This is a genomic window from Pedobacter panaciterrae (genome assembly GCF_013204795.1).
Taxonomy (GTDB): Bacteria; Bacteroidota; Bacteroidia; order Sphingobacteriales; family Sphingobacteriaceae; genus Pedobacter; species Pedobacter panaciterrae.
The window spans coordinates 672,578-696,421 of record NZ_JABMKW010000016.1 but is presented as its reverse complement, the minus strand read 5'-3'; the positions used below and the strand labels follow the sequence as shown (position 1 = coordinate 696,421).

General features: G+C 39.5%; 15 protein-coding genes. 9 read left to right on the top strand and 6 right to left on the bottom strand.

What is annotated here, in order from left to right; translation table 11 throughout:
- Positions 1-7: 7 nt before the first annotated feature.
- The 6 genes from HQN86_RS10860 to HQN86_RS10835 all read right to left on the bottom strand — a co-directional run bounded on the left by HQN86_RS10860 (position 8) and on the right by HQN86_RS10835 (position 4,695).
- Complete coding sequence (locus HQN86_RS10860; RefSeq protein ID WP_172660992.1) at positions 8-502, bottom strand: DUF6428 family protein; 495 nt, start codon at positions 500-502, stop codon at positions 8-10.
- A 55-nt stretch (positions 503-557) separates the two neighbouring features.
- Complete coding sequence (locus tag HQN86_RS10855) at positions 558-887, bottom strand: ArsR/SmtB family transcription factor (RefSeq protein WP_172660991.1); 330 nt, start codon at positions 885-887, stop codon at positions 558-560.
- A gap of 474 nt (positions 888-1,361) precedes the next feature.
- The gene (locus tag HQN86_RS10850) at positions 1,362-1,547 is read right to left on the bottom strand and encodes a hypothetical protein (RefSeq protein ID WP_048904100.1); all 186 of its coding nucleotides are present in this window, start codon (positions 1,545-1,547) and stop codon (positions 1,362-1,364) included.
- Between the two features lie 63 nt (positions 1,548-1,610).
- A complete protein-coding gene (uxuA, locus tag HQN86_RS10845; protein WP_317171693.1) occupies positions 1,611-2,774 on the bottom strand; it encodes a mannonate dehydratase in 1,164 nt (387 codons plus the stop codon).
- A 28-nt stretch (positions 2,775-2,802) separates the two neighbouring features.
- Positions 2,803-3,555 (bottom strand): SDR family NAD(P)-dependent oxidoreductase, encoded by a 753-nt coding sequence (locus HQN86_RS10840; protein WP_172660989.1) that lies wholly within the window; start codon positions 3,553-3,555, stop codon positions 2,803-2,805.
- Between the two features lie 111 nt (positions 3,556-3,666).
- On the bottom strand, positions 3,667-4,695 hold the full coding sequence (locus HQN86_RS10835; RefSeq protein ID WP_172660988.1) for a LacI family DNA-binding transcriptional regulator: 1,029 nt from the start codon (positions 4,693-4,695) through the stop codon (positions 3,667-3,669).
- A gap of 446 nt (positions 4,696-5,141) precedes the next feature.
- On the opposite strand from HQN86_RS10835, the gene HQN86_RS10830 reads away from it, so the two are divergent.
- From HQN86_RS10830 to HQN86_RS10790, 9 genes are all read left to right on the top strand, one after another.
- A complete protein-coding gene (locus tag HQN86_RS10830) occupies positions 5,142-8,330 on the top strand; it encodes a SusC/RagA family TonB-linked outer membrane protein (RefSeq protein ID WP_172660987.1) in 3,189 nt (1,062 codons plus the stop codon).
- Between the two features lie 20 nt (positions 8,331-8,350).
- Positions 8,351-10,165 (top strand): RagB/SusD family nutrient uptake outer membrane protein, encoded by a 1,815-nt coding sequence (locus tag HQN86_RS10825; RefSeq protein ID WP_172660986.1) that lies wholly within the window; start codon positions 8,351-8,353, stop codon positions 10,163-10,165.
- A gap of 58 nt (positions 10,166-10,223) precedes the next feature.
- Positions 10,224-11,492, top strand: coding sequence for a DUF6807 domain-containing protein (locus tag HQN86_RS10820; RefSeq protein ID WP_216854375.1), 1,269 nt, complete (start codon positions 10,224-10,226; stop codon positions 11,490-11,492).
- The gene (locus HQN86_RS10815; RefSeq protein ID WP_172660985.1) at positions 11,492-12,358 is read left to right on the top strand and encodes a ThuA domain-containing protein; all 867 of its coding nucleotides are present in this window, start codon (positions 11,492-11,494) and stop codon (positions 12,356-12,358) included. Before HQN86_RS10820 ends, HQN86_RS10815 begins: the two co-directional genes overlap by 1 nt.
- A 30-nt stretch (positions 12,359-12,388) precedes the next feature.
- Positions 12,389-13,825: a Gfo/Idh/MocA family protein gene (locus HQN86_RS10810; protein ID WP_246269546.1), complete on the top strand. Its 1,437-nt coding sequence runs from the start codon at positions 12,389-12,391 to the stop codon at positions 13,823-13,825.
- A 3-nt stretch (positions 13,826-13,828) separates the two neighbouring features.
- Positions 13,829-15,193 (top strand): putative oxidoreductase C-terminal domain-containing protein, encoded by a 1,365-nt coding sequence (locus HQN86_RS10805; protein WP_172660984.1) that lies wholly within the window; start codon positions 13,829-13,831, stop codon positions 15,191-15,193.
- 40 nt (positions 15,194-15,233) lie between these two features.
- Entirely contained in the window at positions 15,234-16,691 is a 1,458-nt protein-coding gene (locus HQN86_RS10800) for a gluconokinase (protein WP_172660983.1), read from the top strand.
- The gene (locus HQN86_RS10795) at positions 16,691-20,824 is read left to right on the top strand and encodes a hybrid sensor histidine kinase/response regulator transcription factor (protein ID WP_172660982.1); all 4,134 of its coding nucleotides are present in this window, start codon (positions 16,691-16,693) and stop codon (positions 20,822-20,824) included. Before HQN86_RS10800 ends, HQN86_RS10795 begins: the two co-directional genes overlap by 1 nt.
- 166 nt (positions 20,825-20,990) lie before the next feature.
- Positions 20,991-23,798, top strand: coding sequence for a glycoside hydrolase family 31 protein (locus HQN86_RS10790; RefSeq protein ID WP_246269543.1), 2,808 nt, complete (start codon positions 20,991-20,993; stop codon positions 23,796-23,798).
- Positions 23,799-23,844 lie beyond the last annotated feature (46 nt).

Below are 23,844 nucleotides of genomic sequence, written 5' to 3'. Positions count from 1 at the left end.
GTTTTAACTAGCAACAACCGCCACCTGGGGTGCAAGTAACTGTTTCTGTTGAGCCGCAACTTTCTCCTCTATTAATGGCTTTGCATTGTGTAAAATCAGCGCTTAGGTTTACAATAAAGTTCCCATTGTCAATAATAAATTCTCCGGGATACATCTGGCGGGTATCAAATTGAGAGTTCCCAAATTCTATTTTTACTACAGCCAGTGGATTTAATGGCAGGCTTTTCTCGACAAGCTTAACAATTGACAGTGCTTTGCTCACCGACATTGCTCTTTCATTATCCTTGGCAGATGGTTCCCACAGCTGAACTATAATTTCTGTCCACGAGTTCATAACCCCACCGCAATCTACCGATACAATGGGTGCCTGTTTAATTTCCGTGATGTGATATGAAGCATCTACCCATTTGTCCTCAGCATATTGAAATTGTAAAGTAAGTTCAGGATTGTCCTGTAGCTTACTTTTAAATGTTTGCCAGTTGATTAATTCCGTTGTATTCATGATAATTTGTTTAATTGTTTAATTGCAATATTACGATGTATTAGGTCAAATTTTTTTAACAGCAGTTTGTCTTTAATTCATAAGTAGAAAAGAATGCTGAGAGTTGTTGTTGAAGTTCATTCCATACCGTTGGATTGATGCAGTAACAAACACTTACACCTTCAATTGTACCCTGTATAATGCCTGCATTTTTCAGTTCTTTTAAATGTTGCGAAATGGTGGCTTGTGCAAGCCCAAGTTCTTCAACAAGGTCTCCACAGATGCAGGCATTTGCTTTAATGATCTGCTGTAGAATAGCAATGCGTGCAGGGTGGGCCATTGCTTTCAGCATCACCGCCAGGCGGTTTTGTTCTTCAGTAAATATTTCTGTTTTTGTAAGTCCCATAATTATACATCGCAATATTACGATATATAGTTGTAATGACAAATTTATTTTTAAAAAAAATTGCATTGTCCTAATGTGTTTGGAGATTAGTTTGGTGTTCTGCGGCCAGCTATTTTACTTTTGCTGGCTCGGGGCTTGTTCGAGACTTGTTCACACTTTCCTCACAAAAAGGTACCTGTTTGTGAGGAAAGTGTGAACAAGGTGCACATTATGTCTGGATCAAGTGGTCATACAATCTCATTCAGAGAACTGAAAAATTCACTTCTGTTTTACTAAAAATATTAGTAATTTTAATGCATCTAATTTTACTGATTTATGAAAGGCATCTCAATAACACCGGAATTTCGAACCATATCCCCATCGGAACTACAAAAGCGCTGGCGGAAATCATCTACAGGATTGCCAAAGGATATCAAAAAGGTCCCGGTTTATTTTATTTGGGTGCCCCGAAAAAGTAAGTGACTTAAAACAATACTAATACCGTTGTTTTTCCAGTTCTACTTTTAAATCATCTTTTAAGTTTTTAGCTTTTTCCATCCATTCTGGTGCTTTTTCTTTGATGTCGTCGGCTATTGAGCGGCCATTAATGTCCTTTTTAGTTACATACTTAACTATGCCATATATTGCGGCGCCGATTAAGGCAGTTTTAAATAATCCCATTTTTTAAAATATTAGTGTTCTTATCACTAACAAACGGGACTGGAAATGGTTTGAAAATGCAATTTAAGAATCAAGACTGCTTAGTATCCCGGTTTCGAGTCCTCTTAACTCTGCCAGACCCTTTAGCCTGCCAATAATAGAATAACCCGGGTAATGCTTTTTGTTTAGATCATCTAACATTTGGTGACCATGATCGGGCCTCATCGGAATAGAGCTATTGAGTCTTTGTTGAAGTGCAACCACCTCTCTAACAACTTCAGGCATGTTGGCATCTCCTTCCAGGTGATTGGCCTCGTAAAAGTTTCCTTCCTGATCTCTTTGGGTGCTACGGAGGTGAAGAAAGAAAATATGGTTGCCAAGTCTTTTTATCATTCCCTGTAGATCATTGTCGGCACGCGCGCCAAATGAACCTGTACATAAGCATATGCCATTGTTGGCCGATGGAACTTCGGTAAGCATGTCCTGAACATCGGCTTCAGTACTCATGATTCTTGGAAGGCCCAGAATAGAGTAGGGAGGGTCGTCCGGATGAATGGCCAATTGCAGTCCTGTTTGTTCTGCAACTGGAATAATTTCTTTAAGGAATTCATAAAGGTTTTCCTTTAGTTTCTTGTTGTCGATATTCCTGTAAGTTTCTAGCGCGCTTAAAATCTGCTCAGGGGTAAAGGGCTCGTCTGATCCTGGCAGGCTAAGTAGTGCATTGTTGTATAGGGTTTCTTTTTCTTGTTTACTCATTTCCCTAAACCGTTTTTCGGCCTTTTCAATCTCGTCTGGTTGATAGTCGTTTTGGGCATTTGGTCGCTTTAACAAGAAAAGATCAAATGCTATAAAAGCCGATTTTTCAAAATATAGAGCCTTGCTGCCGTCACTTAGTTCGTATGAAACATTGGTGCGCATCCAGTCAAGTATGGGCATGAAATTATAGGTGATCACTTTTAAGCCGCAAGTAGCAACATTTTGCATGCTGATTTTATAGTTTTCTATATAGGTTTTATAGTTCCCACTTCTTTTTTTGATGTCCTCATGAACAGGCAAGCTTTCGATAACAGTCCATGTTAATCCTGCTTCAGATATTTCCGTTTTCCTCTGCGCTATCTCATCGATAGTCCATATTTCGCCAACAGGAATGTGATGCAGCGCGGTAACTACGCCCGTTGCGCCGCTTTGTTTGATGTATTGCAGACTAACCGGATCGTTAGGGCCGAACCATCTTAAGGTTTGTTCCATTTTAATCATATCAGCTTTAGACTTTTGTTTAAAATCCTATTGAATTTCCGCCGTCAACAGGTATAACTATACCCGTAATGAATTTAGCATTATCAGATGCAAGGAAGTAAGCGGCATCTCCTATGTCGGATGGTAGGCCTAGTTTTCCCATTGGGGTGCGCGAAAGCACCTTGTTTTTTCTGTCCGGATCATTGTTTAGTGCTTTGGCCGACATATCTGTGGCTATAAAGCCAGGAGCAATACAGTTTACGCGAATACCATCGGGCGAAAGTTCTACTGCCATTGCTTTTGTCATTCCTTCGATACCTGATTTGGCGGCAGTATAAGCAATTACTTTGGGTATGCCATATTGAGCTGCCATGGAGCTGATATTTATGATGCAGCCTTTTTTTTGTTTAAGCATCACTTTTGAAACCTCGCGAGTTAATGAAAATACGGAAGATAAGTTTGTAAGAATAACCTCATGAAATTCCTGATCGGTAACTTCTATGAGCGGTTTTTTTGCATTTATTCCGGCGTTATTAACAAGAATGTCAATTCTACCGAACTTTTGTTTGATATCTGAAACCAATTTAGGTATATCGCTTAGTTTATTCAGATCAAAAGTTATAGCAGTTGTAAGTTCACCAAGTTGCTCACATGCCTTTTCTAATCTTTGTTCGTTTCTTCCAATTAGGATAGTGAAAATGTTGTTCTGTACAAACTTTTCAGCTATGGCAAAGCCTAATCCTGATGCACCGCCGGTAACTAATGCGATTTTTCTTTCTTGATCATCTTTCATGGATGGTATTGGTTTGAGATTTCGAGGTAATAAAATTGAACTAATGTAGTTAAAAAACTCATAATTATGCAACCGGTTGCATAATTATTTTTCGACTGGATTGCCTTTTTGTTATTTAATCCTTTTAGATGAATCTCTTGCGATAAGTTCTGATCGTAAAATAATTGAATTGGTTGAATTTATGCTTTGTTGCCCGTTTAAATGTGCGATTAGTTTGTGCGCCGCTATTTCTCCCATTTCAAACCCCGGATAGTTAATGGTTGATAATGCTGGTCTGATCACCCTTGATATCGGGTCGTTGTTAAAGCCAATAAAAGCAATGTCCTCAGGTATTTTAATTCCATTATTCATAAGGATAGCCATGCAGTTAACCGCGCAGGTGTCGTTGTCTACAAAAACGCCATCAGGTAATGGGTTCATTTTCAATATCTTTTGGGCGCAATCTATGCCTGCCTGCTCATCCAGTACGTTAATGAAAGTATTGTTAGGATCTGCCTGGATCCCTGCATCTTTCAGTGCAGACTCGTATCCTCTTTGGCGATCGGCATAAACATTCCTGGCCAGATTTCCGGTGATGTGGATGATATTTTTACATCCCTGCGCTATTAAATGCTGCGTTGCAAGGTATCCGGATTTATAATTGTCGATAACAATACTGGTGCACTGCGGATGATCAAGTGTGCGATCAAAAAATAACAGCGGGATGCCTTTCTCTAATAGCATTTCGAATTGCGAAACGCCAACTGTGTCGTAAGCTACAGACACCATTAGCCCATCTACGCGATTGTTAAACATCGTTTTTACGTTTACCGCCTCTTTTTCTGCCGATTCAAGTGATTGGCTGATGATTAAATTATAGCTGGCCTCATTTGCAACTTTTTCCATTCCAGCCAGTACTGCCGACATAAAACTACTGTTCATTCTTGGAATGATTACGCCTATGGTATTGGTGCGTTTGCTTCTGAGGTTGCTTGCAAACGTATTGAAGCGATAACCCAGCTCTGCAGCAATGTCGTTAATTCTCTTCTTTGTTTTTTTACTTATGGCAGGATGATCCTTCAGCCCGCGACTAACAGTTGTAGGCGAGAGGTTGAGCTTTTCGGCGATATCGTAAATGGTTACGTCTTTTTGTGAGTGCATTTCTTTAGATTTTTATGGAGCCTGATGTAATGATTTTGTATTTAAAATTGAAACCGGATGCATATTTATTGCTTTTTTCTGCGGAAAAAATGTGATCCAGGCAGTTGCCCAGCTGATAGTTTTGTCTGCTTTGTTGCCTTGGAAAGATGTGTTTTTCCGTATAAAAGTCCATTTTTATCATCTTTGAATGCTTTTTGTGGTTTTATTCATTCCTTAATCCCTTCCAGGTATGAATAGACAAATTTAAAAACATTTATGCTATCGGTTGCATTTTTAAATATTATTCCTAACTTTAATTTACTAACCTAATTTAAACTAAACCATATGAAACCTAAACTTAACCGGGATACCTCCTGAATTTTAGAATACACGCAGTGTAATTAAAATTATTCATTTCCTAATAAATAATACATATTATGTTTCTAAATATACAAAACGGCAATAAAATGTGCGTTACAGGATTCTTACGCTCAATTTTTGCAGTAGCAATATGTTGTCCGCTATGGTCTTACGCAACAATAAATGAATGGACAAAGCTTCCCCCTGACCAGCAATTTGACGATCGATTTAATAACAAATATGAAAATGTCCTCGTCAAAACGGTTTCAGGTACAGTTACCGACGAAAAGAAACTCCCTGTTGCAGGTGTGAGTGTTCGTTTAAAAGGTTCTAAAAATGGGACTGTAACTAACGCGGAGGGACGTTATGTCCTTAAGGATATTCCAGACAATGGCGGAATATTGGTTTTTAGCTCACTTGGCTTTATCTCTAAAGAAGTTCCGGTAACGGGCACAACTGTTAATGTTGTGTTGGCAGAAGCCGCAAATGATTTAAATGAATTAGTGGTGGTGGGTTACGGTACACGATCAAAAAAGGACTTAACGGGTGCCATATCACAGGTTAAGGCTGTACAGCTTGAAAATCAACATCCAAATAGCGTACAAGATCTGCTTCGGGGAAATGTTCCGGGATTAAATGTCGCTTTTTCAGCCTCACCCAAAGGTGGAAACAACTCCGACCTTCAGGTGCGAGGAAAATCCTCGCTGATAGCTGGTGTAACACCCCTTCTTGTTGTTGACGGGGTAATTTATCCAGGTCAGTTAAGTGATATTAATCCTAGTGATATCGAAACAATTGATGTATTAAAAGATGCCAGCTCGGCGGCAGTTTATGGAGCAAAGGCTGCAAGTGGTGTGGTTATTATTACTACAAAACGAGGCAAGTCAGACAAGCCTGTAATTACTTTAAATACCACAATCGGGATGGCCTCACGCGAGGTTACGGAGCATGTTTATGATGCCAATGGCTTCGTTAACTGGCGTACAGACGTATTAAAAAGCATAAATGCGGGTACGATTGGTACACAACCATCGCGTTTTAATGATCCGCGTACGCTTCCATCTAACGTAACTCTTGCGCAATGGTATGCTTACGATAATACGCCTATAACTGCCGATCCGATAGATACCTGGTTAACCAGGTTGAAAATGTTTCCGATAGAGATTGAAAATTATAAGGCAGGTAAAAGTACCAATTGGGAAGATTTGATTTACAGAAATGGATTTAGACAGGATCATACATTTGGTATTTCCGGAAGAAAAGAGGAGGTTAATTATTACCTTTCTTTAGGCTATACCAATAATGAAGGATTAACTGTTGGTGATCAATATAAAAATGCCCGGGCACGCCTTAATCTGGAAGGTAAAGCTGCAAAATTCGCAACAATAGGTGTTAACTTTCAATATGCCAGTCGCGATGAGAGTGCTGTTCCTATTGACTTTGGCCAGATTAGAAATGCTTCACCTTTGGGATCTAAATACAAGGATGATGGAATTACATTACGACCAAGTCCAAATGACGATTTAGGTAACAACCGTAACCCTTTTCTGGATAATGTGTACCGCGAAAGGATGCTGAAATATAACACCATCTTTTCGACCATGTATGTAAAAGGCGAATTGCCATTTGGCTTTTCATACTCCGTAAACGTTACGCCAAGTTATGATCAGACCAGGGAATTTAATCACTTTTCTGCATTACATCCAGACTATGTTGCCAGAAAAGGATATGCTGATCGTACAGAAACTACCCGTTTTAACTGGCAAATTGATAACGTTTTGAAATGGAATAAAACGTTTAATAAAATTCATCAATTCGATGTTACGTTCTTGATGAACGCAGAAAAATTAAAACAAACGTCTTCGAGAATAGAAAATGAGGGCTTTGATCCGAATGATAAATTAAGCTATCACAACATAGGTTCAGGAATTAAACCCATTGTGAGCAGTAACGATTTGGTAACTACAGGCGACGCATTAATGGCCAGGTTAAACTACACCCTTAACAGTAAATATCTTTTAACAGCTACCATTCGTCGCGATGGGTATTCTGCTTTCGGGCAGCGAAATCCGAGGGCAACTTTCCCTTCATTAGCACTGGGTTGGGTGTTCAGCGACGAAGGTTTTATGAAGTCTGTAAGCTGGCTTAATTATGCAAAACTTCGACTGTCTTATGGATCGGTAGGGAACAGGGATATTGACGGGTATTTAGCGCTTTCAAATCTTAATACAGGTAAATATCTATATGTTTCTCCATCAGGGACAGTTTTTCCTATCGCGCAATTGTATGTAGATAGAATGATAAACAGAGATCTTAAATGGGAATCTACATCGTCATTTAATGGAGGTCTGGACTTTTCAATCCTGAATAATATAATAGACGGATCGGTAGAGGTTTACAAGAAAAATACAAGCAATTTACTCTTGTTAAGAGCCTTGCCAAGTGTAACTGGTTTCTTTAATATAGCATCCAACCTTGGTAATGTGACCAATACAGGTGTAGAAATCGCCTTAAACAGCAACAATTTTAAAAGAGAGAACTTCAGCTGGAAAACCTCTGTTAACTTTTCTTTGAACCGGAACAAGATTGTTCATTTATTCGGCGAGGTAAATCAGTTGGACAAGGAAGGAAAGGTAATAGGTAAAGTTGAAAACAATGATCCTGGAAATGGTTGGTTTATAGGCAAGGATGTAAATGCCATTTGGGACTTAAAAGTTTTAGGTGTGTGGCAGCAAAACGAAGCTGCGGAAGCCGCTAAATACGGCGTGAAACCGGGAGATTTTAAACTGCAGGATGTAAATGGTGATTTTAAATTCACTGATGCAGATAAACAATTCCTGGGGTCCAGAAATCCTAAATTTACCACTTCAATGAGAAATGAATTTACGTTTTTTAAGCAGTTTGATTTTTCTTTCTCTATGTATTCCAACTGGGGAGCCATGACAGATTTTAATGAGGCTAAGAATAATTCCGGTTTTCAGGATAGACAGAATTCGTACAAAGTGCCTTATTGGACTGCAGAAAATCCAATCAATGATTATGCAAGATTGTACTCAAGCAATGGCAGTGCAAACTATAATGTATACCGTAAAACATCATTTATCAGAATAGATAATGTCTCGTTAGCATACACTTTGCCAAAGAAACTGGTTGAAAAAGGAAGGTTGAATAGTGTAAGGATCTTTACTACTGTTCAAAATGCAGCAATTTATGCACCCGACTGGGATTATTGGGATCCACAGAATAAAAACCCAACGCCCCGGTATGTGACATTAGGTCTAAATGTAACCTTGTAGTATAAATCAAATCGATGATCATGAAAAATCTATATAAAATATTACCTGTCTGTTTAGTTATCACTATACTGACCGGAATTGGCTGTAAAAAAAGCTTTTTAGAACCCGAGCCGCTTTCCTTTTACACAGATGAAGATTATAAAGACCCTGCAGTTTTGAGGGCTACATTAGTGGCTTGTGCAAGAAATTTGCGGAATGAATACTTTGGTGATGGTGCGCCGTGGATTACCGAGCAAATATTCTCTGAGATAGCAGTTGATGGTACAACAGATAAATCTGGTCCTGCTCAGGATTTAAATCTGTTGATTACTCCTGATGCGAATCTAAATTCGGTTGACTTTAACAGGATTGGATATTATTGGGACGAGGGATATAAGGGTATCAAATATGCAAATACGGTGATTAGCCGTATTGATGCTGCCAATTTTAAAGATGAAGCGGAGCGTAACTCGATACTGGGGTCGGCCTATTTTCACAGAGCATTCCGTTATTACCGTTTGGTAAATCAATTTGGAGACGTGCCTTTGTTATTAAATGAGGTAACTACACCAAGGGTAGATTTTTATACCACTAAGCGCGAGGTCATTCTTCAGAAGATGAAAACAGACCTGGAATTTGCAGCACAATGGGTAACTGATAATGTGAATAAAGGTGAGGTAACCAAAGGAGCGGTAAATCATTTGCTTACCAAGGTGAATTTAGCGCTCGGAAAATTTGACGACGCCATAGCCTCTGCAAATGCGGTAATAAATGGAAGTCCGTATGCACTAATGACCAACCGGTTCGGCGCTACAAGAGCAGATGAAACAAGAAACCTGATATGGGACCTTCACAGACCGGAGAACAAGTCGTTGGGTGAGAACAGGGAAGGGATATTTATGGTGATTGACAGGCAGATGGATGGGGGTTATGATGGGGGGATGAAAATTATGCGTCAGGCAGTACCGAACTGGGGTTCAAACATCAATACGCCAAATGGAAAAAAAGGTACTAACGATGGAATTAATCTGGAGATCACACAGTCTAATCTTTATGGAAGAGGAATAGGCCGCTGTCGCGGAACATCTTACAGCACACAAGCGATCTGGGACGATCCTAATGACTTAAGGCATATAAAAGGCAATTGGATGAACATGGAAGACCTTGTTTATAATGAGCCCGCATTAAAGAAGAGCGACCCTACATACTACAATAAACCGATACAATTGCGAAATGCTGCAGGCGGACTTATTGTTACTGATACCATAAGGAGTTATTTTGGATGGCCTCAGTATAAGATATTTATACCTGATTTTGAAAATGCGCCAATGCAAGGTGGTCATACAGACTGGTACGTGTTCCGGATAGCAGAAACCTATTTGCTTCGCGCCGAGGCCTATTATTGGAAAGACGATCTGGCCAGTGCAGCTGCAGATATTAATAAGGTTAGGGCACGTGCAAACGCAGCACCCTATACACCTGCTTCTATCAACATCGGCACTATACTGGATGAAAGAGCCCGTGAACTTTATTACGAAGAGCCAAGAAAATGTGAGCTGACCAGAATTGCTTACATTTTTGCACTTACCGGTAAAACCGCCTATAATGGTAAAGCATATTCTTTAACCAATTTCTCGGAAAACAATTTCTTTTATGATAGGGTAAAAGAAAAAAATGTGTTCTATAAAAATGGTGTTAAAACAAATCATGGAGATCAATATACCATGAGCCCATATCATGTATTGTGGCCGGTACCTCAAAGTGCGATCAGAGCAAATGTATCCGGTCACATAAATCAAAACAAAGGATATTCTGGCTCAGAAGGTAATGTACCACCGATTGATAAAATAGAATAAAGGCTAAAGTGAACTTACTGTCTAAAAACCATATTTTTAAAATACGATTAAAGAAATAATGATGTTAAATTCCCTGAGGCTAACCTGCATATCTTTTATTGCCTTTTCAGCAATGCTAACACCCTTGTATGCCCAAAGAATTGCTACCCTGGAGGTAGACCTGAAGAAAAGAACGCCAGATAAAGAGATCCATGTTCAGGTAGATCTGGATGCAATAACTGCTTTGCCTGATAGCGTTATCAGGTTAATAGAGGTAAAAGGAAACAAACAAACTCCTGTAGCGTATCAGATAGAAAACAACGGAAAACGGGTTTTGCATTGGCTGGTAAAACCTTCTTTGGCCACAAGCATATTTGCCCTGGAAAAAGGAAAACCGCTTAAGCCTGCAGATCACATAAGGGCTATCCGTGAAAACGGGGAGTTAACAATAAGTAACGGGAATAAAAACTTACTCCGCTACAATTACAAAACGGTTTATCCACCAAAGGGAATAGATACGGCCTTTAAAAGAAGCGGTTTCATACATCCGTTATGGTCTCCGCACGGACAAGAATTAACACGGATACAGGCTCCCGATCATTACCATCATTATGGATTGTGGAACCCATGGACTCATGTGGTTTTTGAAGGTGATACTGTAGACTTCTGGAACCTTAAAGACCTTAAAGGAACGGTAAGGTTTGTAGATTTTGTTGCTGTAAACGCAGGTCCGGTATATGCAGAATATCAGACACTGCACGATCATGTGGTTTTTAAAAAAGACGGAACTGAAAAGGTAGCACTCAACGAGCTTCAGTCGGTAAGGATCTTCCAACCTCAAAAAGGTCAGGATTATTATATTGCTGATATCACTATTCAGCTCAATTGCGCTACTGATGAACAGGTATTACTTAAAGAATACCGTTATGGCGGCTTGGGTTGGCGGGCTACCGAAAAATGGAATAAAGAAAATAGCGAAACCTTGACATCCGAAGGAAAAACAAGAAAAGATGCGGATGGCACAAAAGCGCGGTGGGTGATTTTGCAGGGAAAGATAGATGATGACTATGCCGGTGCGGTAATGATGTCTTATCCTACCAATTATAATTATCCGGAACCATTAAGAATATGGCCTGAAAACATGAACGGAAGGGGAGATGTGTATGCCAATTTCTCGCCAACAAAAGATAAAGACTGGTTATTGGAAAAGGGGAAAACCTATATCCTAAAATACAGGTTCCTGGTATACAATGGCCATACTTCTAAGGAGCGTGCCGAAGCCGCCTGGGGTGATTTTGCCAGTCCTCCCGTAGTTAAAATAAAATTAAACCAACTTAATTCAAACTAATGAGCGTATCAATTTTAAGATTTAAATTCAAAGCGAGTATCCTGCTTTCTGCCTTATGGATATTGTGCATCCCATTTGCAATGGCTGCTGAAAAAAACACCTTTCTGAAAAAAGTAAAAGTACTGGTGTACACCAAAAACGGGAAGGGGTATGTTCATGACAATATTCCTAATGCGGTAAAATGCATTCAGAAATTGGGCCAGGAGAATGGATTTGACACCGATGTATCTGATGATCCTTCGGTTTTTACAGAGGCAAATTTAAAGCAGTATACCTTGCTGATTTTTCCAAGCACTAATAATGATGTGTTTGATACCGATGGACAAAGGTTAGCCTTTAGAAGATATATAGAAGCCGGAGGCGGATTTGTTGGCTTACACTCTGTAACCGGTACAGAACGAAACTGGCAATGGTTTAAGCAAATGCTGGGAGGCACGTTTGCCTGGCATGCAAGAAACCAAAAGTTTACTGTAAAAGTAATTGACCCTTCGCATCCCTCTGTTGCAGGCTTGCCAAAAGTTTGGGAAAGAAAAGATGAATGTTATTTTGCCAAAGAACTGTATCCTGGCATTAAAGTAATCATGGCACATGATGTTACCTCTTTAAATTCATCTGATCCGGCAGATGCGGAGAAAATAAAAACATTTTCTGCTCCTTTTTCGGAGTTATATCCTGCAGTATGGTACCAGCAATTTGACGGAGGAAATGTTTGGATTACCGCTCTTGGACACGATAAAGAAAACTATGAAGACCCGGTTTTTATCAAACACATCCTTCAGGGCATTAACTATGTTGCCGGCCAGTATAAAAAAATAGATTACAGTAAAGCATACGCAGATTCACGAAATACACCGCTGCGCTACTAACCAAATATTAACCTAATAAACCTAGATGATATGATGAGCGAAAATGAAAAACTTCCATATAGCAGAAGAGATTTCATGAAAACGGCTGTTAAGAGTGCTGTTGTTACTTCTGTTGCCATGACTGGCTTTCCTACTATAGTTCCTGCTTCTGTGTTTAGTAAAAACGCACCCAGCAATAAAATTAATATAGGCCAGATCGGCTGCGGCCGAATTGCCCGCACACATGACCTTGCCGAAACTTTTAAATATGATAAAGCCCGTATTGTGGCCATTGCAGATTTAGACGGTAACAGACTGAAAAGTGGAAAACAGCTGGTAGAGGGCTGGTATACCAAAAAAACAGGTAATTCCAATTATATAGATATTAAAACTTATGATGATTATCATGACCTGCTGGCCAATAAAGATATTGATGCGGTGATGATCAGTACCCCTGATCATTGGCATGCCCAGCCAGCAATTGAAGCAGCGCTTGCAGGCAAACACATTTATCTTCAAAAACCAACTTCGTTAACTATTGAAGAGGGTAGGATGATGAGTGATATGGTCAGAAAATCTGGAGTTACTTTTCAGTTAGGTAGTCAGCAGCGTTCAGTTAACCCCTGGCCTCAATTTAAAAGAGCATGTGAACTGGTAAGAAATGGAAGGATAGGAAAACTTCAAAGTGTACAGGTTGGTTTGCCTTCAGATCCTGCGGGTGGGGTTGCTACAGAGATGCCAATTCCTGCAAATTTCAATTATGATATGTGGCTTGGCTCAACACCTTACATTTACTATACCCAGGATCGCGTACATTCACAAACAGATCCGGAATCGAGGGGTGGATGGTTAAGATTAGAACAGTTTGGTGCCGGGATGATTACCGGGTGGGGCGTACATCACATTGATATTGCCCACTGGGGAATGAATACTGAGCATACTGGTCCTATTGAAATTGAGGCGCGTGCCGAATTTCCTAAAAATGGTTTGTGGAATGTACATGGCGATTATGAGGTTCATGCCAAGTATGCAAATGGTGTAAACATGGTGATGAATAGTAAAAATCCTAATGGGGTAAGGTTTGAAGGCAGTAACGGTTGGATCTTTGTATCAAGAGGAAACGTAGGGGTTACGAGTACAGACCCTGGGTCGGGTGGTAAAGATAATAAAGCATTTTATGCAAGCGATCCGGCTATTCTTACCTCTAAAATAGAGGCCAATGAAATTCATCTGTACGAAAGTCCTGAACAACACGGCAACTGGCTGGATTGTATTGAAAGCGGAAAGCCAACAATTAGCCCTGCTGAAGTAGCACATCGCTCTTGCAGTGCATGTTTAGTAGCTCATGCTGCAATGAGATCTCCAAAAAAGCTATATTGGGATCCGAAGAAAGAAGTTTTTAAAGATAATGCAGAAGCCAATAAATTATTATCGAGACCACAGCGTTATCCTTATGGTACCAACTATATTCTCGATAAAAAGAGTTAAACTATGAAAAGCAAACTAATAATGATCCCATTAATTGTGCTGGCAGGATGCAGTCAGCCTAAGAAACAGGAAGATAATGCTGTAAAGCTGATCACCCTTGATCCCGGACATTTTCATGCTGCGCTAGTGCAAAAATCAATGTATCGCGGGGTAGATTCTACCGTGCATGTGTATGCGCCTAAGGGAACCGATGTGGAGTTGCATTTATCAAAAATTGAAGCCTACAATAAGCGTCCGGACAATCCAACCACATGGGATGAAAAAGTTTATCTGGGCGATGATTACCTGGATAAAATGATTGCCGAAAAGAAAGGGAATGTAGTGGTATTGGCGGGAAATAACCAGAAGAAAACAAACTACATAAAAAGATCGGTTGAAGCCGGATTGAATGTGCTGGCTGATAAGCCAATGGCCATTGATGGAGCTAGTTTTGAGGTTTTGAAAGGTGCATTTAAAACGGCAGCAGAAAAGCAGCTGTTGTTGTATGATATCATGACGGAGCGTTATGAGATCACTACCATGCTGCAAAGAGAGTTCTCAATGATACCCGAAGTTTTCGGTATGCTTGAAAAAGGCACGCCTGATAACCCTGCTGTTACCAAAGAAAGTGTTCATTATTTTTATAAGTATGTTTCAGGAAGTGTTTTGGTAAGACCTGCATGGTTTATGGATGTAGCCCAGGAAGGAGAGGGGATTGTTGATGTAACTACGCATTTGGTTGACCTGGTGCAATGGGAATGTTTTCCTGATCAGACGCTCGATTATAAAACCGATGTTCAATTGGTGTCGGCTAAAAGATCAAGTACAGATTTAACTTTAAGCCAGTTTAATACCATCACCAAGTCGACTGCGTTTCCAGATTATCTTAAAAAAGATGTGGTTAACGATAGTGTGCTAAAGGTGTTTTCAAACGGAGAGATCAATTATAAACTCCGTGGTGTGCATGCTAAAGTTTCTGTAAAATGGAATTATAAAGCACCCGAAGGTACTGGCGATACACATTATTCCATTATGCGTGGCACAAAGGCCAACCTGATTATAAAACAGGGAGCAGAGCAGAAATTTAAACCTGAACTATATATTGATCCTGTGAATCCAAAAGATGCCGCTTTTGAAGCAACTTTAAATGAGCAGCTTAAAAATTTACAGGGCAAGTTTCCAGGTATTTCGCTTACAAAAACCAAAACCGGATGGTGGGTTAATATTCCCGATAAATACAAAGAAGGGCACGAGGCACATTTTGCCAGGGTAACTGAAAAGTTTTTGAGTTACCTTAAAAATAAGGATCTGCCTGCATGGGAAGTACCCAATATGATTGCAAAATATTACACAATTACTGCAGCATTGGATCTTGCCAGAAAGAAATAGTTATAATTCATTTTCTATCTTGCAACGTTAAATTGCAATTATGGATTATGTTTTAGGAATAGATATCGGTACGGGGAGTGTAAAAGCGGTTGCTGTAGATGCCAAATGCAAATCATTTGGTGCTTTTCAGCAGCATTACTCTTTTACCTCGCCACAGCCCGGTTATCATGAACAGAATCCGGAAGAAATCTGGAATGCTTTTAAGAAAAGCATGGATGGATTGATTGCTGAAATTGGCAATGTGCCAAAAGCAATATCCCTAAGCAGTGCCATGCACAGCCTGATACCGGTTGACGAAAATGGTAAGGCGCTGGCACCAATGATAACCTGGGCCGATAACAGAAGTTCTGAAATTGCTAAAGGATTAAGAAGCTCTGAAACTGGCTTGTCCATTTATAAAGCAACAGGCACACCGCTGCATGCCATGTCGCCTTTATGCAAAATCATTTGGTTAAAGGAGAATGATCCGGATTTGTTTAGCCAAACACATAAATTCATTTCCATAAAAGAATACATCTGGTACAAGCTTTTCAAAGAGTTTAAGATAGATTACTCAATCGCTTCTTGTACTGGTTTGTTTAACATAGATCTGCTAGACTGGCATACAGATTCCCTTAATATCACAGGGATAGACAGTAAAATGCTTTCTGAACCTGTACAAACTAATTATACTAAGTTTCTTGAGTCTGGTATTGCTGTTGTAATTGGTGCAAGTGATGGCTGTATGGCCAATCTGGGGAGTGGAGGGATTAAACCCGGTATTGCTGTGATGACCATAGGTACAAGTGGTGCGGTAAGAATAGCCAGCGATAAGCCTTTGCCGAATGAAAAGGCGATGACATTTAGTTATATCCTTGATAAGGATACTTTTATTTGCGGCGGCCCGATAAATAATGGCGGCATTGCCTTACAATGGTGGATAAAAAATAACATTAAACATGAATTGGGAGAAACCGATTATGAACAGCTTTTTGAAGAAATTGCGGGCATAAGGGCTGGAAGTAATGGGTTGCTGTTTTTACCTTATCTAACCGGAGATCGGGCACCGATATGGGATAGCGAAAGCTGTGGCGTATTCTTTGGTGTAAAGCTGGAACATGGAAAAGCCCATTTTTCGAGAGCTGTATTGGAAGGTATATGCTATGCGATGTACGATGTGCTTGATGCCTTGCAGGAAAATGCTGAGCCCATTAAACAGATCAATATTAGCGGAGGCATTGTAAAATCGGATATCTGGATGCAGATAATGGCTGATATTACCGGAAAAGACCTGGTGATTACACAAGCAGAAGATGCTTCGGCAGTTGGTGCTGCACTGTTGGCAATGAAAGCCCTTGGTTTGATTCATGATTATTCCGATTTGGTAAATAAAATGCCAAAAATGGTTAAGCCAAACACTAATAATGGTGAGGTTTATTTGAGGAATTTTAGGATCTTTAAAACGCTTTATTCTGATTTAAAGAATACCATGCATGAATTTTATAAAATGAATCTTTAATGTTTGCAAGGAAAACCATAATTACATTAATCTTCTTCCTGATTTCATTTGTTGGGCTAGCGCAGCAAGACCAGATTCAGTTTTCGAGTATAAATCTCTCCGATGGGCTTTCTCATAACCAGGTAAATACAATTTTTAAAGACAGCAAGGGCTTTATATGGATTGGTACCCTTTCCGGATTAAACCGTTTTGATGGTCAGCAGATAAAAATTTTTAAGCACGATCCACGAGATACTAAATCAATAAGTGACGATTTTATCGTCAATATTTTTGAACTGCCAGATAACAAGCTCTATCTGGAAACCAAGAATGGCGCAAATATCTATGATGCGGAAACCCAAAGTTTTATAAGGGATGTGAAACCTTACCTGAAGGAGTTAAACATTATTGCTAAAAAGATCATAGATATAGTAAAAGATAGTAAAGGCGGTTTTTGGTTCAACGCGGGTGACGAAGGCGTCTTTAAATATGATACACTGAGCAAAAAAAGTATTCATCTAAAACTGAATACCGGGAATGCTGCATCACTGGCTGGTTCTCCAATTTCTGCATTACAGAAAGGGCCTAATGGAGACATTTGGATTATTCATACGGATAAGACCGTAGAACTGCTCAATAGCTCTACCGGTAAAGTGCAAAAGCGTATCTCTGTGTTTAAGCATGATGACTCTTTGGCTTTTCAAAACTTTAAATTGTTTGTTGATAATGCGTCCGATCTATGGATATATACCCTGAATAGCCAGAGAGGAGTAGATTTTTATGAAACCAAAACCGGGAAAACCAGATTCATAGACAAGGCACCAAATGGTTTGAATAACAACTTGATTAGCAGTATCATTCAGGACGATAAAGGATTGATTTGGATAGGAACCGATCATGGCGGTGTGAACCTGCTGGATAAAAGAAATTTTAGTGTCAGGTATCTTGTTAATAAAGAGGACGACGTTAAAAGTATTGGTCAAAATGCCATTTTAACCTTGTATAAAGACCATTCGGGCATAATATGGGTAGGAACATTTAAAAGGGGCGTTAGCTTTTATCATGAAAAGATCCTCAAATTCCCGCTCTATAAACACCAGAATGCAAATCCCCGAGGGCTGACCTATGATGATGTAAACCGTTTTGCAGAAGACGGACTGGGCAACATCTGGATTGGTACGAATGGAGGCGGACTATTTTATTTTAATAGAAAAACAGGTCAGTTTAAAAGGTATGTGCATGAGCCCGGCAACCCAAACAGTTTAAGTAACGACATCATTGTAAGCCTGTTTATAGATCGCGATAAAAAGCTATGGGTAGGTACTTATTTTGGCGGGTTAAGCTGCTTTGATGGTACAAAGTTCGTCAATTATAAACACAATAGCCAAGATACAAATAGCTTGACTGATGACCGGGTGTGGGACATTCTTGAAGACCGGAGAGGAAATTTATGGATTGCTACCTTAGGTGGTGGGCTGGATAAATTCGATAGAAACAAACGCATTTTTCTTCACAAAAAGGTAGGAGAAAAGAATGGTATAATTTCAAATTCGCTATCCTGTTTAATAGAGGATAGAAAAGGCAATATATGGATAGGTACCTCTGAAGGCGTTGATGAAATGAAACCGGATGGCAGATTTGTTCATTACAAGAATAAACCAGGCAATAAAAAATCGTTGACTAATAATGTTGTTTATGGCATGATGGAGGATAGCTATGGTTTTATATGGATATCTACACGTGATGGTTTAAGTAGGCTAAATCCTGAATCAGGGCAGTTCCAGAATTTCGACAGTAAAGATGGCCTCACTGAAATGACTACATTAAAAGTGGTTGAAGATAATGACAAAAATCTTTGGATAAGCACGGCGAATGGTTTGTTTGAGATCATTGTTAAGAAGATAAGCACAGACAAATTCTCTTATACCTTTCGTAAGTATGATGAACATGATGGTTTGCAGGGCAATGCGTTTAATGCCAATGCAGGCTATAAAACCAAATCGGGAGAACTTTTATTTGGAGGGGCAAATGGCTTTAATCTTTTTAAACCGGGCGATATCAGAAATGACAATACCAGGCCTGTTATCGTTTTTACCGATCTGCAGATTTCTAACAGGAGTATTGGCATTGATGACCAGGTAAATGGAAGGGTTTTATTAAAGAAGTCTATCATTTTTACAAAAGATTTAAAGCTGAACCATAGCCAGAATGGATTTGCACTTGAGTTTGCAGCACTGAACTTTTTTAATCCTCAAAAAATAAAATACCGGTATAGGCTGGAAGGATTTGATCAGCACTGGCAGGAACTTCAGGGGGATAACCGATTGGCAACCTATACCAATATTGATCCGGGTGAATATACTTTTAAAGTGGTTTCTACTGATGCTTCGGGAAATTGGGTGAACAATGAGACCAGCCTTAATATTACCATTATGCCTCCATTTTGGAGAACAACGCTAGCCTATATTATTTACGTATTGCTAATTGGCGGTACGCTGTTTTTTATCCGGCATCGTGGCATTCAACGGATAAAGAAGGAGTTTTTAATAGAACAGGAACGACAACAAGCGAAACGGATGCATGAACTGGATCTGCTTAAGATAAAATTTCTTACCAATGTAAGTCACGAATTCAGAACGCCCTTGTCGCTGATCATTACGCCACTTGAGAAACTGATTAAACAAGCTCAGGATTCAGAGAGACCGCAACTTCAGATGATTCAGCGGAACGGGCGCCGCTTGCTGAATCTGGTAAATCAATTGCTGGATTTTAGAAGAATGGAAGTGCACGAATTAAAACTGCATCCTAAAACAGGAGATATCATTTCTTTTATTCAGGAGCTGTCGTTTTCCTTTAGTGATATAGCCGACAGAAAGAACATCAGTTTTAGTTTTCAAACCGATAGAAAGAGCCTGATTACCTTTTTTGATCATGATAAAATTGAAAGGATACTGTTTAATCTGCTTTCGAATGCATTTAAATTTACACCACAGGGTGGTAAAGTGAAAGTAAGTTTGCTCACTACCATTAATGAACAAAAACAAACCCAGTTAATTCTTAAAGTTTCTGATACGGGTATTGGTATTCCAGAAGATAACAAGGCAAGGATATTCGAAAGGTTTTTTCAAAATGACGTTCCCGATTCGATTGTTAACCAGGGTAGTGGTATAGGCTTGTCGATTACCCGGGAATTTGTAAGGTTGCATGGTGGGCATATTACGGTTGACAGTATTGTGAATGAAGGCACTGAATTTACAGTTTACCTTGTTTTTCCTAAAACGGATATGGAAACTTCCGATCCGGAACCTAAGCTCGACCTGCTCATTACCGCTGGGGTAGATGAAAATTCGGTAAGCGATCCCAAGTTTGTATGGAAAAGTAAAAAGCCGGTGCTCATGCTGGTAGAAGATAATGAGGATTTTAGGTTTTATTTAAAGGATAATTTAAAAGAATACTACCAGATAGCCGAGGCAGCCAATGGTAAAGAAGGTTGGCAAAAAATACTTTCGATACATCCTGATTTGATTGTTAGTGATGTGAGTATGCCTGAAATGAACGGTATTGATCTTTGTCGGAAAATTAAAGCGGATAAGCGTACGGCCCATTTGCCTGTGATATTACTTACTGCGCTAACTACCGAAGACGAACAATTGATGGGCCTTGAAACCGGTGCAAGTGATTATATGACCAAGCCTTTTAACTTTGAGATCCTTTTGTCTAAAATAAGGAACTTACTGCAGCAGCAGGCGCTTTCAAAAAAGACCTACCAAAAGCAGGTAGAGTTTAAACCACTGGAAACAGAAATTGAATCTGTTGACGATAAGTTCATCAGACAGTTGTCTATTCATATAGAAAAACATTTGTCAGACTCCGCTTATACTGTCGACCAGTTAAGTGCAGACATGAATATGAGCAGGGTAGGTTTATATAAAAAAGTACTTCCGCTAACAGGTAAATCACCTGTAGAATACATACGCTCTTACAGGTTGCTAAAATCTAAACCCTTGTTGCTGAAATCGCAAATGACCATTGCCGAGGTAGCCTATGAAGTTGGCTTCAGTAACCCTAAACATTTCAGTAAATATTTTAAGCAGGAATTCAATATGCTGCCATCAGCGTATGCCTTAACAAAACCCGATCAAGAGTCTGTTTAATGCTCATTTTAGCAGATTTGTTAACATATGAATACCTAATTGTTATCATTTGAATGCCCTGCCTTTTTTTGCTTGCATATACCTTTAGAAATAAATAAACCAAGTATAAACAGTATTTATTTCTATGCGAAAAATTAGGGTGAGCGCCGTAATATTTATAGGTAGTATGTTACTATATATAAATGTAAACGGGCAAGTAAAAGATGATGTGCAAACAACCTCAGGAATTGAAATTCCCATTCAACATTCTGCCTCAGGAATTAAAAAAATAAAACTTCAGCCAGTATCCGATCAGATCATTCATGTAACTGCAATTGCGACAGACAAGTTTCCTGACGACAAAAGTTTAATGGCTGTTAAGCTTTCAGATGCTGCTGTTAAATTTACAACAACCAACTCAGCCGACCAGGTAACCTTAAGTACTTCATCGTTAAAAGTTGAAGTATCTACTAAAACAGGTTTAATCACTTATCGTGATGCCAACGGTAAGGTGTTACTGGCCCAAACAAAAACCGAAGGGCTTTCGCTTATCCCTAAAGTATTTAATGGAGAGCCATCCTATCAGGTTTCTCAGCTATTCGATGCGCAGGAAAATGAAGCATATTACGGTTTGGGGCAGCACCAGCAAGGGCTGGTAAATTATAGCGGACGCAGGGTAGATCTTGTGCAGTACAATACAGAAATAGGTGTTCCCTTTTTTGTTTCTAATAAAGGTTATGGCCTGCTTTGGGATAATTATTCAATTACACGCGCTGGCGACATAAGAGATTACCAGCCTTTAACTGCATTGAAATTATTTTCTAAAGAAGGGGATGAAGGATGGCTTACCGCTTCCTATACTTCAAAAACTGAACCCGGCAAGGTATTGCTTAAGCAACCTATATCTGAATTATCTATAAACTGGTTAACAGATCAGCATAAATTTCCTTCAAGCATAAAAATGCAGGATGCCGTGGTGCATTATGAGGGAGCCGTGGGAAGCGAACTTGAAGGACTGTATCAGCTTCAGTTAAAATATGCAGGTTATATTAAAGTTTGGTTTGATGATAAGCTTGTTGCCGATTTTTGGCGTCAGGCCTGGAATTCAGGCTCGGCAATACTAGATCTGGAATTAAAAAAAGATAAGAAAACCAAAATCAAAATAGAATGGATACCAGATGGAGGAGAGTCATATCTGGGTATAACCTGTTTGCCTCCTTTGCCAGAATCATTAAAAAATACCTTTGCGCTTAGTTCCGAATCTGGTGCCTCAATTAACTATTATTTTATTGGGGGTGCAAATGCCGATCAGGTAATTAGCGGGTACCGCACAGTAACCGGAAAAGCGGTATTAATGCCAAAATGGGCTATGGGCTTTTGGCAAAGCAGAGAACGCTATAAAACACAGGATGAGATTTTATCAACGGTAAAAGAATTTCGCGACAGAAAAATTCCACTTGATAATATTGTATTGGACTGGTCGTACTGGAAGCAGCCGGAATGGGGTAGTCAGCAGTTTGACCCTGAGCGTTTTGCTGACCCTGATGGGATGATCAAATCTCTTCACAAACAAAATGTGAACCTGATGATCTCTGTTTGGCCTAAGTTTAATAAGGGTTTCGATATCTATGATAAATTAAACCAAGAAAATTTCCTTTATAAAAGAAACATAGCGGATGGCCGTGTAGACTGGATAGGCAAAGGATATTCGAATACATTTTACGATGCTTTTAATCCTAAAGCGAGAATTGCATTTTGGGAGCTGATGAACAAAAGGTTGTATAGCAAAGGTATAGATGCCTGGTGGATGGATGCTACAGAACCGGATATGCATTCGAATTTACCGGTGGAGATTAGAAAAGACCTGATGAATCCAACTTATGAAGGATCGTCTACAACTTATTTCAATGCATTTCCATTGGTTAATGCCAAAGGTGTTTACGAAGGACAGCGTAAAGTAAACAACGAGAACAGGGTGTTTATTTTAACACGGTCGGCATATGCAGGCCTGCAAAGATATGCTGCTGCGGCCTGGAGCGGAGATATCGCTTCGAGATGGGAAGACATGAAAACCCAGATCGGTGCAGGGGTAAACTTTTCGCTTTCGGGTATGCCTTACTGGACCATGGATATTGGTGGTTTTTCTGTTGAAAAACGGTATGAGAAACCTAATAAAGAAGACCTGGAAGAGTGGAGAGAACTAAATGCCAGATGGTATCAGTTTGGCGCTTTTGTTCCTTTGTTTAGGGTACACGGACAGTTTCCTTTCAGAGAGATCTATAACATTGCGCCAGAGGGTCACCCTGCTTATAAAAGCATGCTGTACTACAATAAGTTGCGATATAGACTGATGCCTTATATCTATTCAATTGCCGGCAACACTTATCATCACGATTATACCATGATGCGCGGTTTAATGATGGACTTTCCTCAGGACCTTAAAGCTTCTAATTTGTCGGATGCATTCCTTTTTGGCCCTTCGCTATTAATTAATCCTGTTTATAAGTACAAAGACAGGAACAGAGATGTGTATCTGCCTTCAGGACAAGGATGGTATGATTTATATACGGGCAAGTACTTTAAGGGTGGACAAACCATTAAAGCTGATGCGCCATATGAAAAGACGCCTGTGTATGTAAAAGAAGGATCTATTGTTCCTACAGGCCCGGAATTACAATACACCTCAGAGAAACCTGCTGATCCGATAACACTCTTTGTGTATACCGGAAAAAATGCTTCATTCTCTCTTTATGAGGATGAGGGTACCAATTACAACTATGAGAAAGGTGCTTTTGCTACGGTAGATTTCAATTACGACGAAAAAACCAAAACGCTTACAGTAGGTGATCGCAAAGGAAGTTTTAAGGGAATGCTGGAAAATAGAACATTTAAGATCGTGGTGATTACCCCTAAATCAGCCAAGGCATTAGACTTTAACCAAAAGGCGAATCATAGTATTACTTACAATGGTAAGGCTACTACAATAAAGCTCTAACTAAAATTAAACCAATATAAAATGAATCAATTATTTACTAAATCTT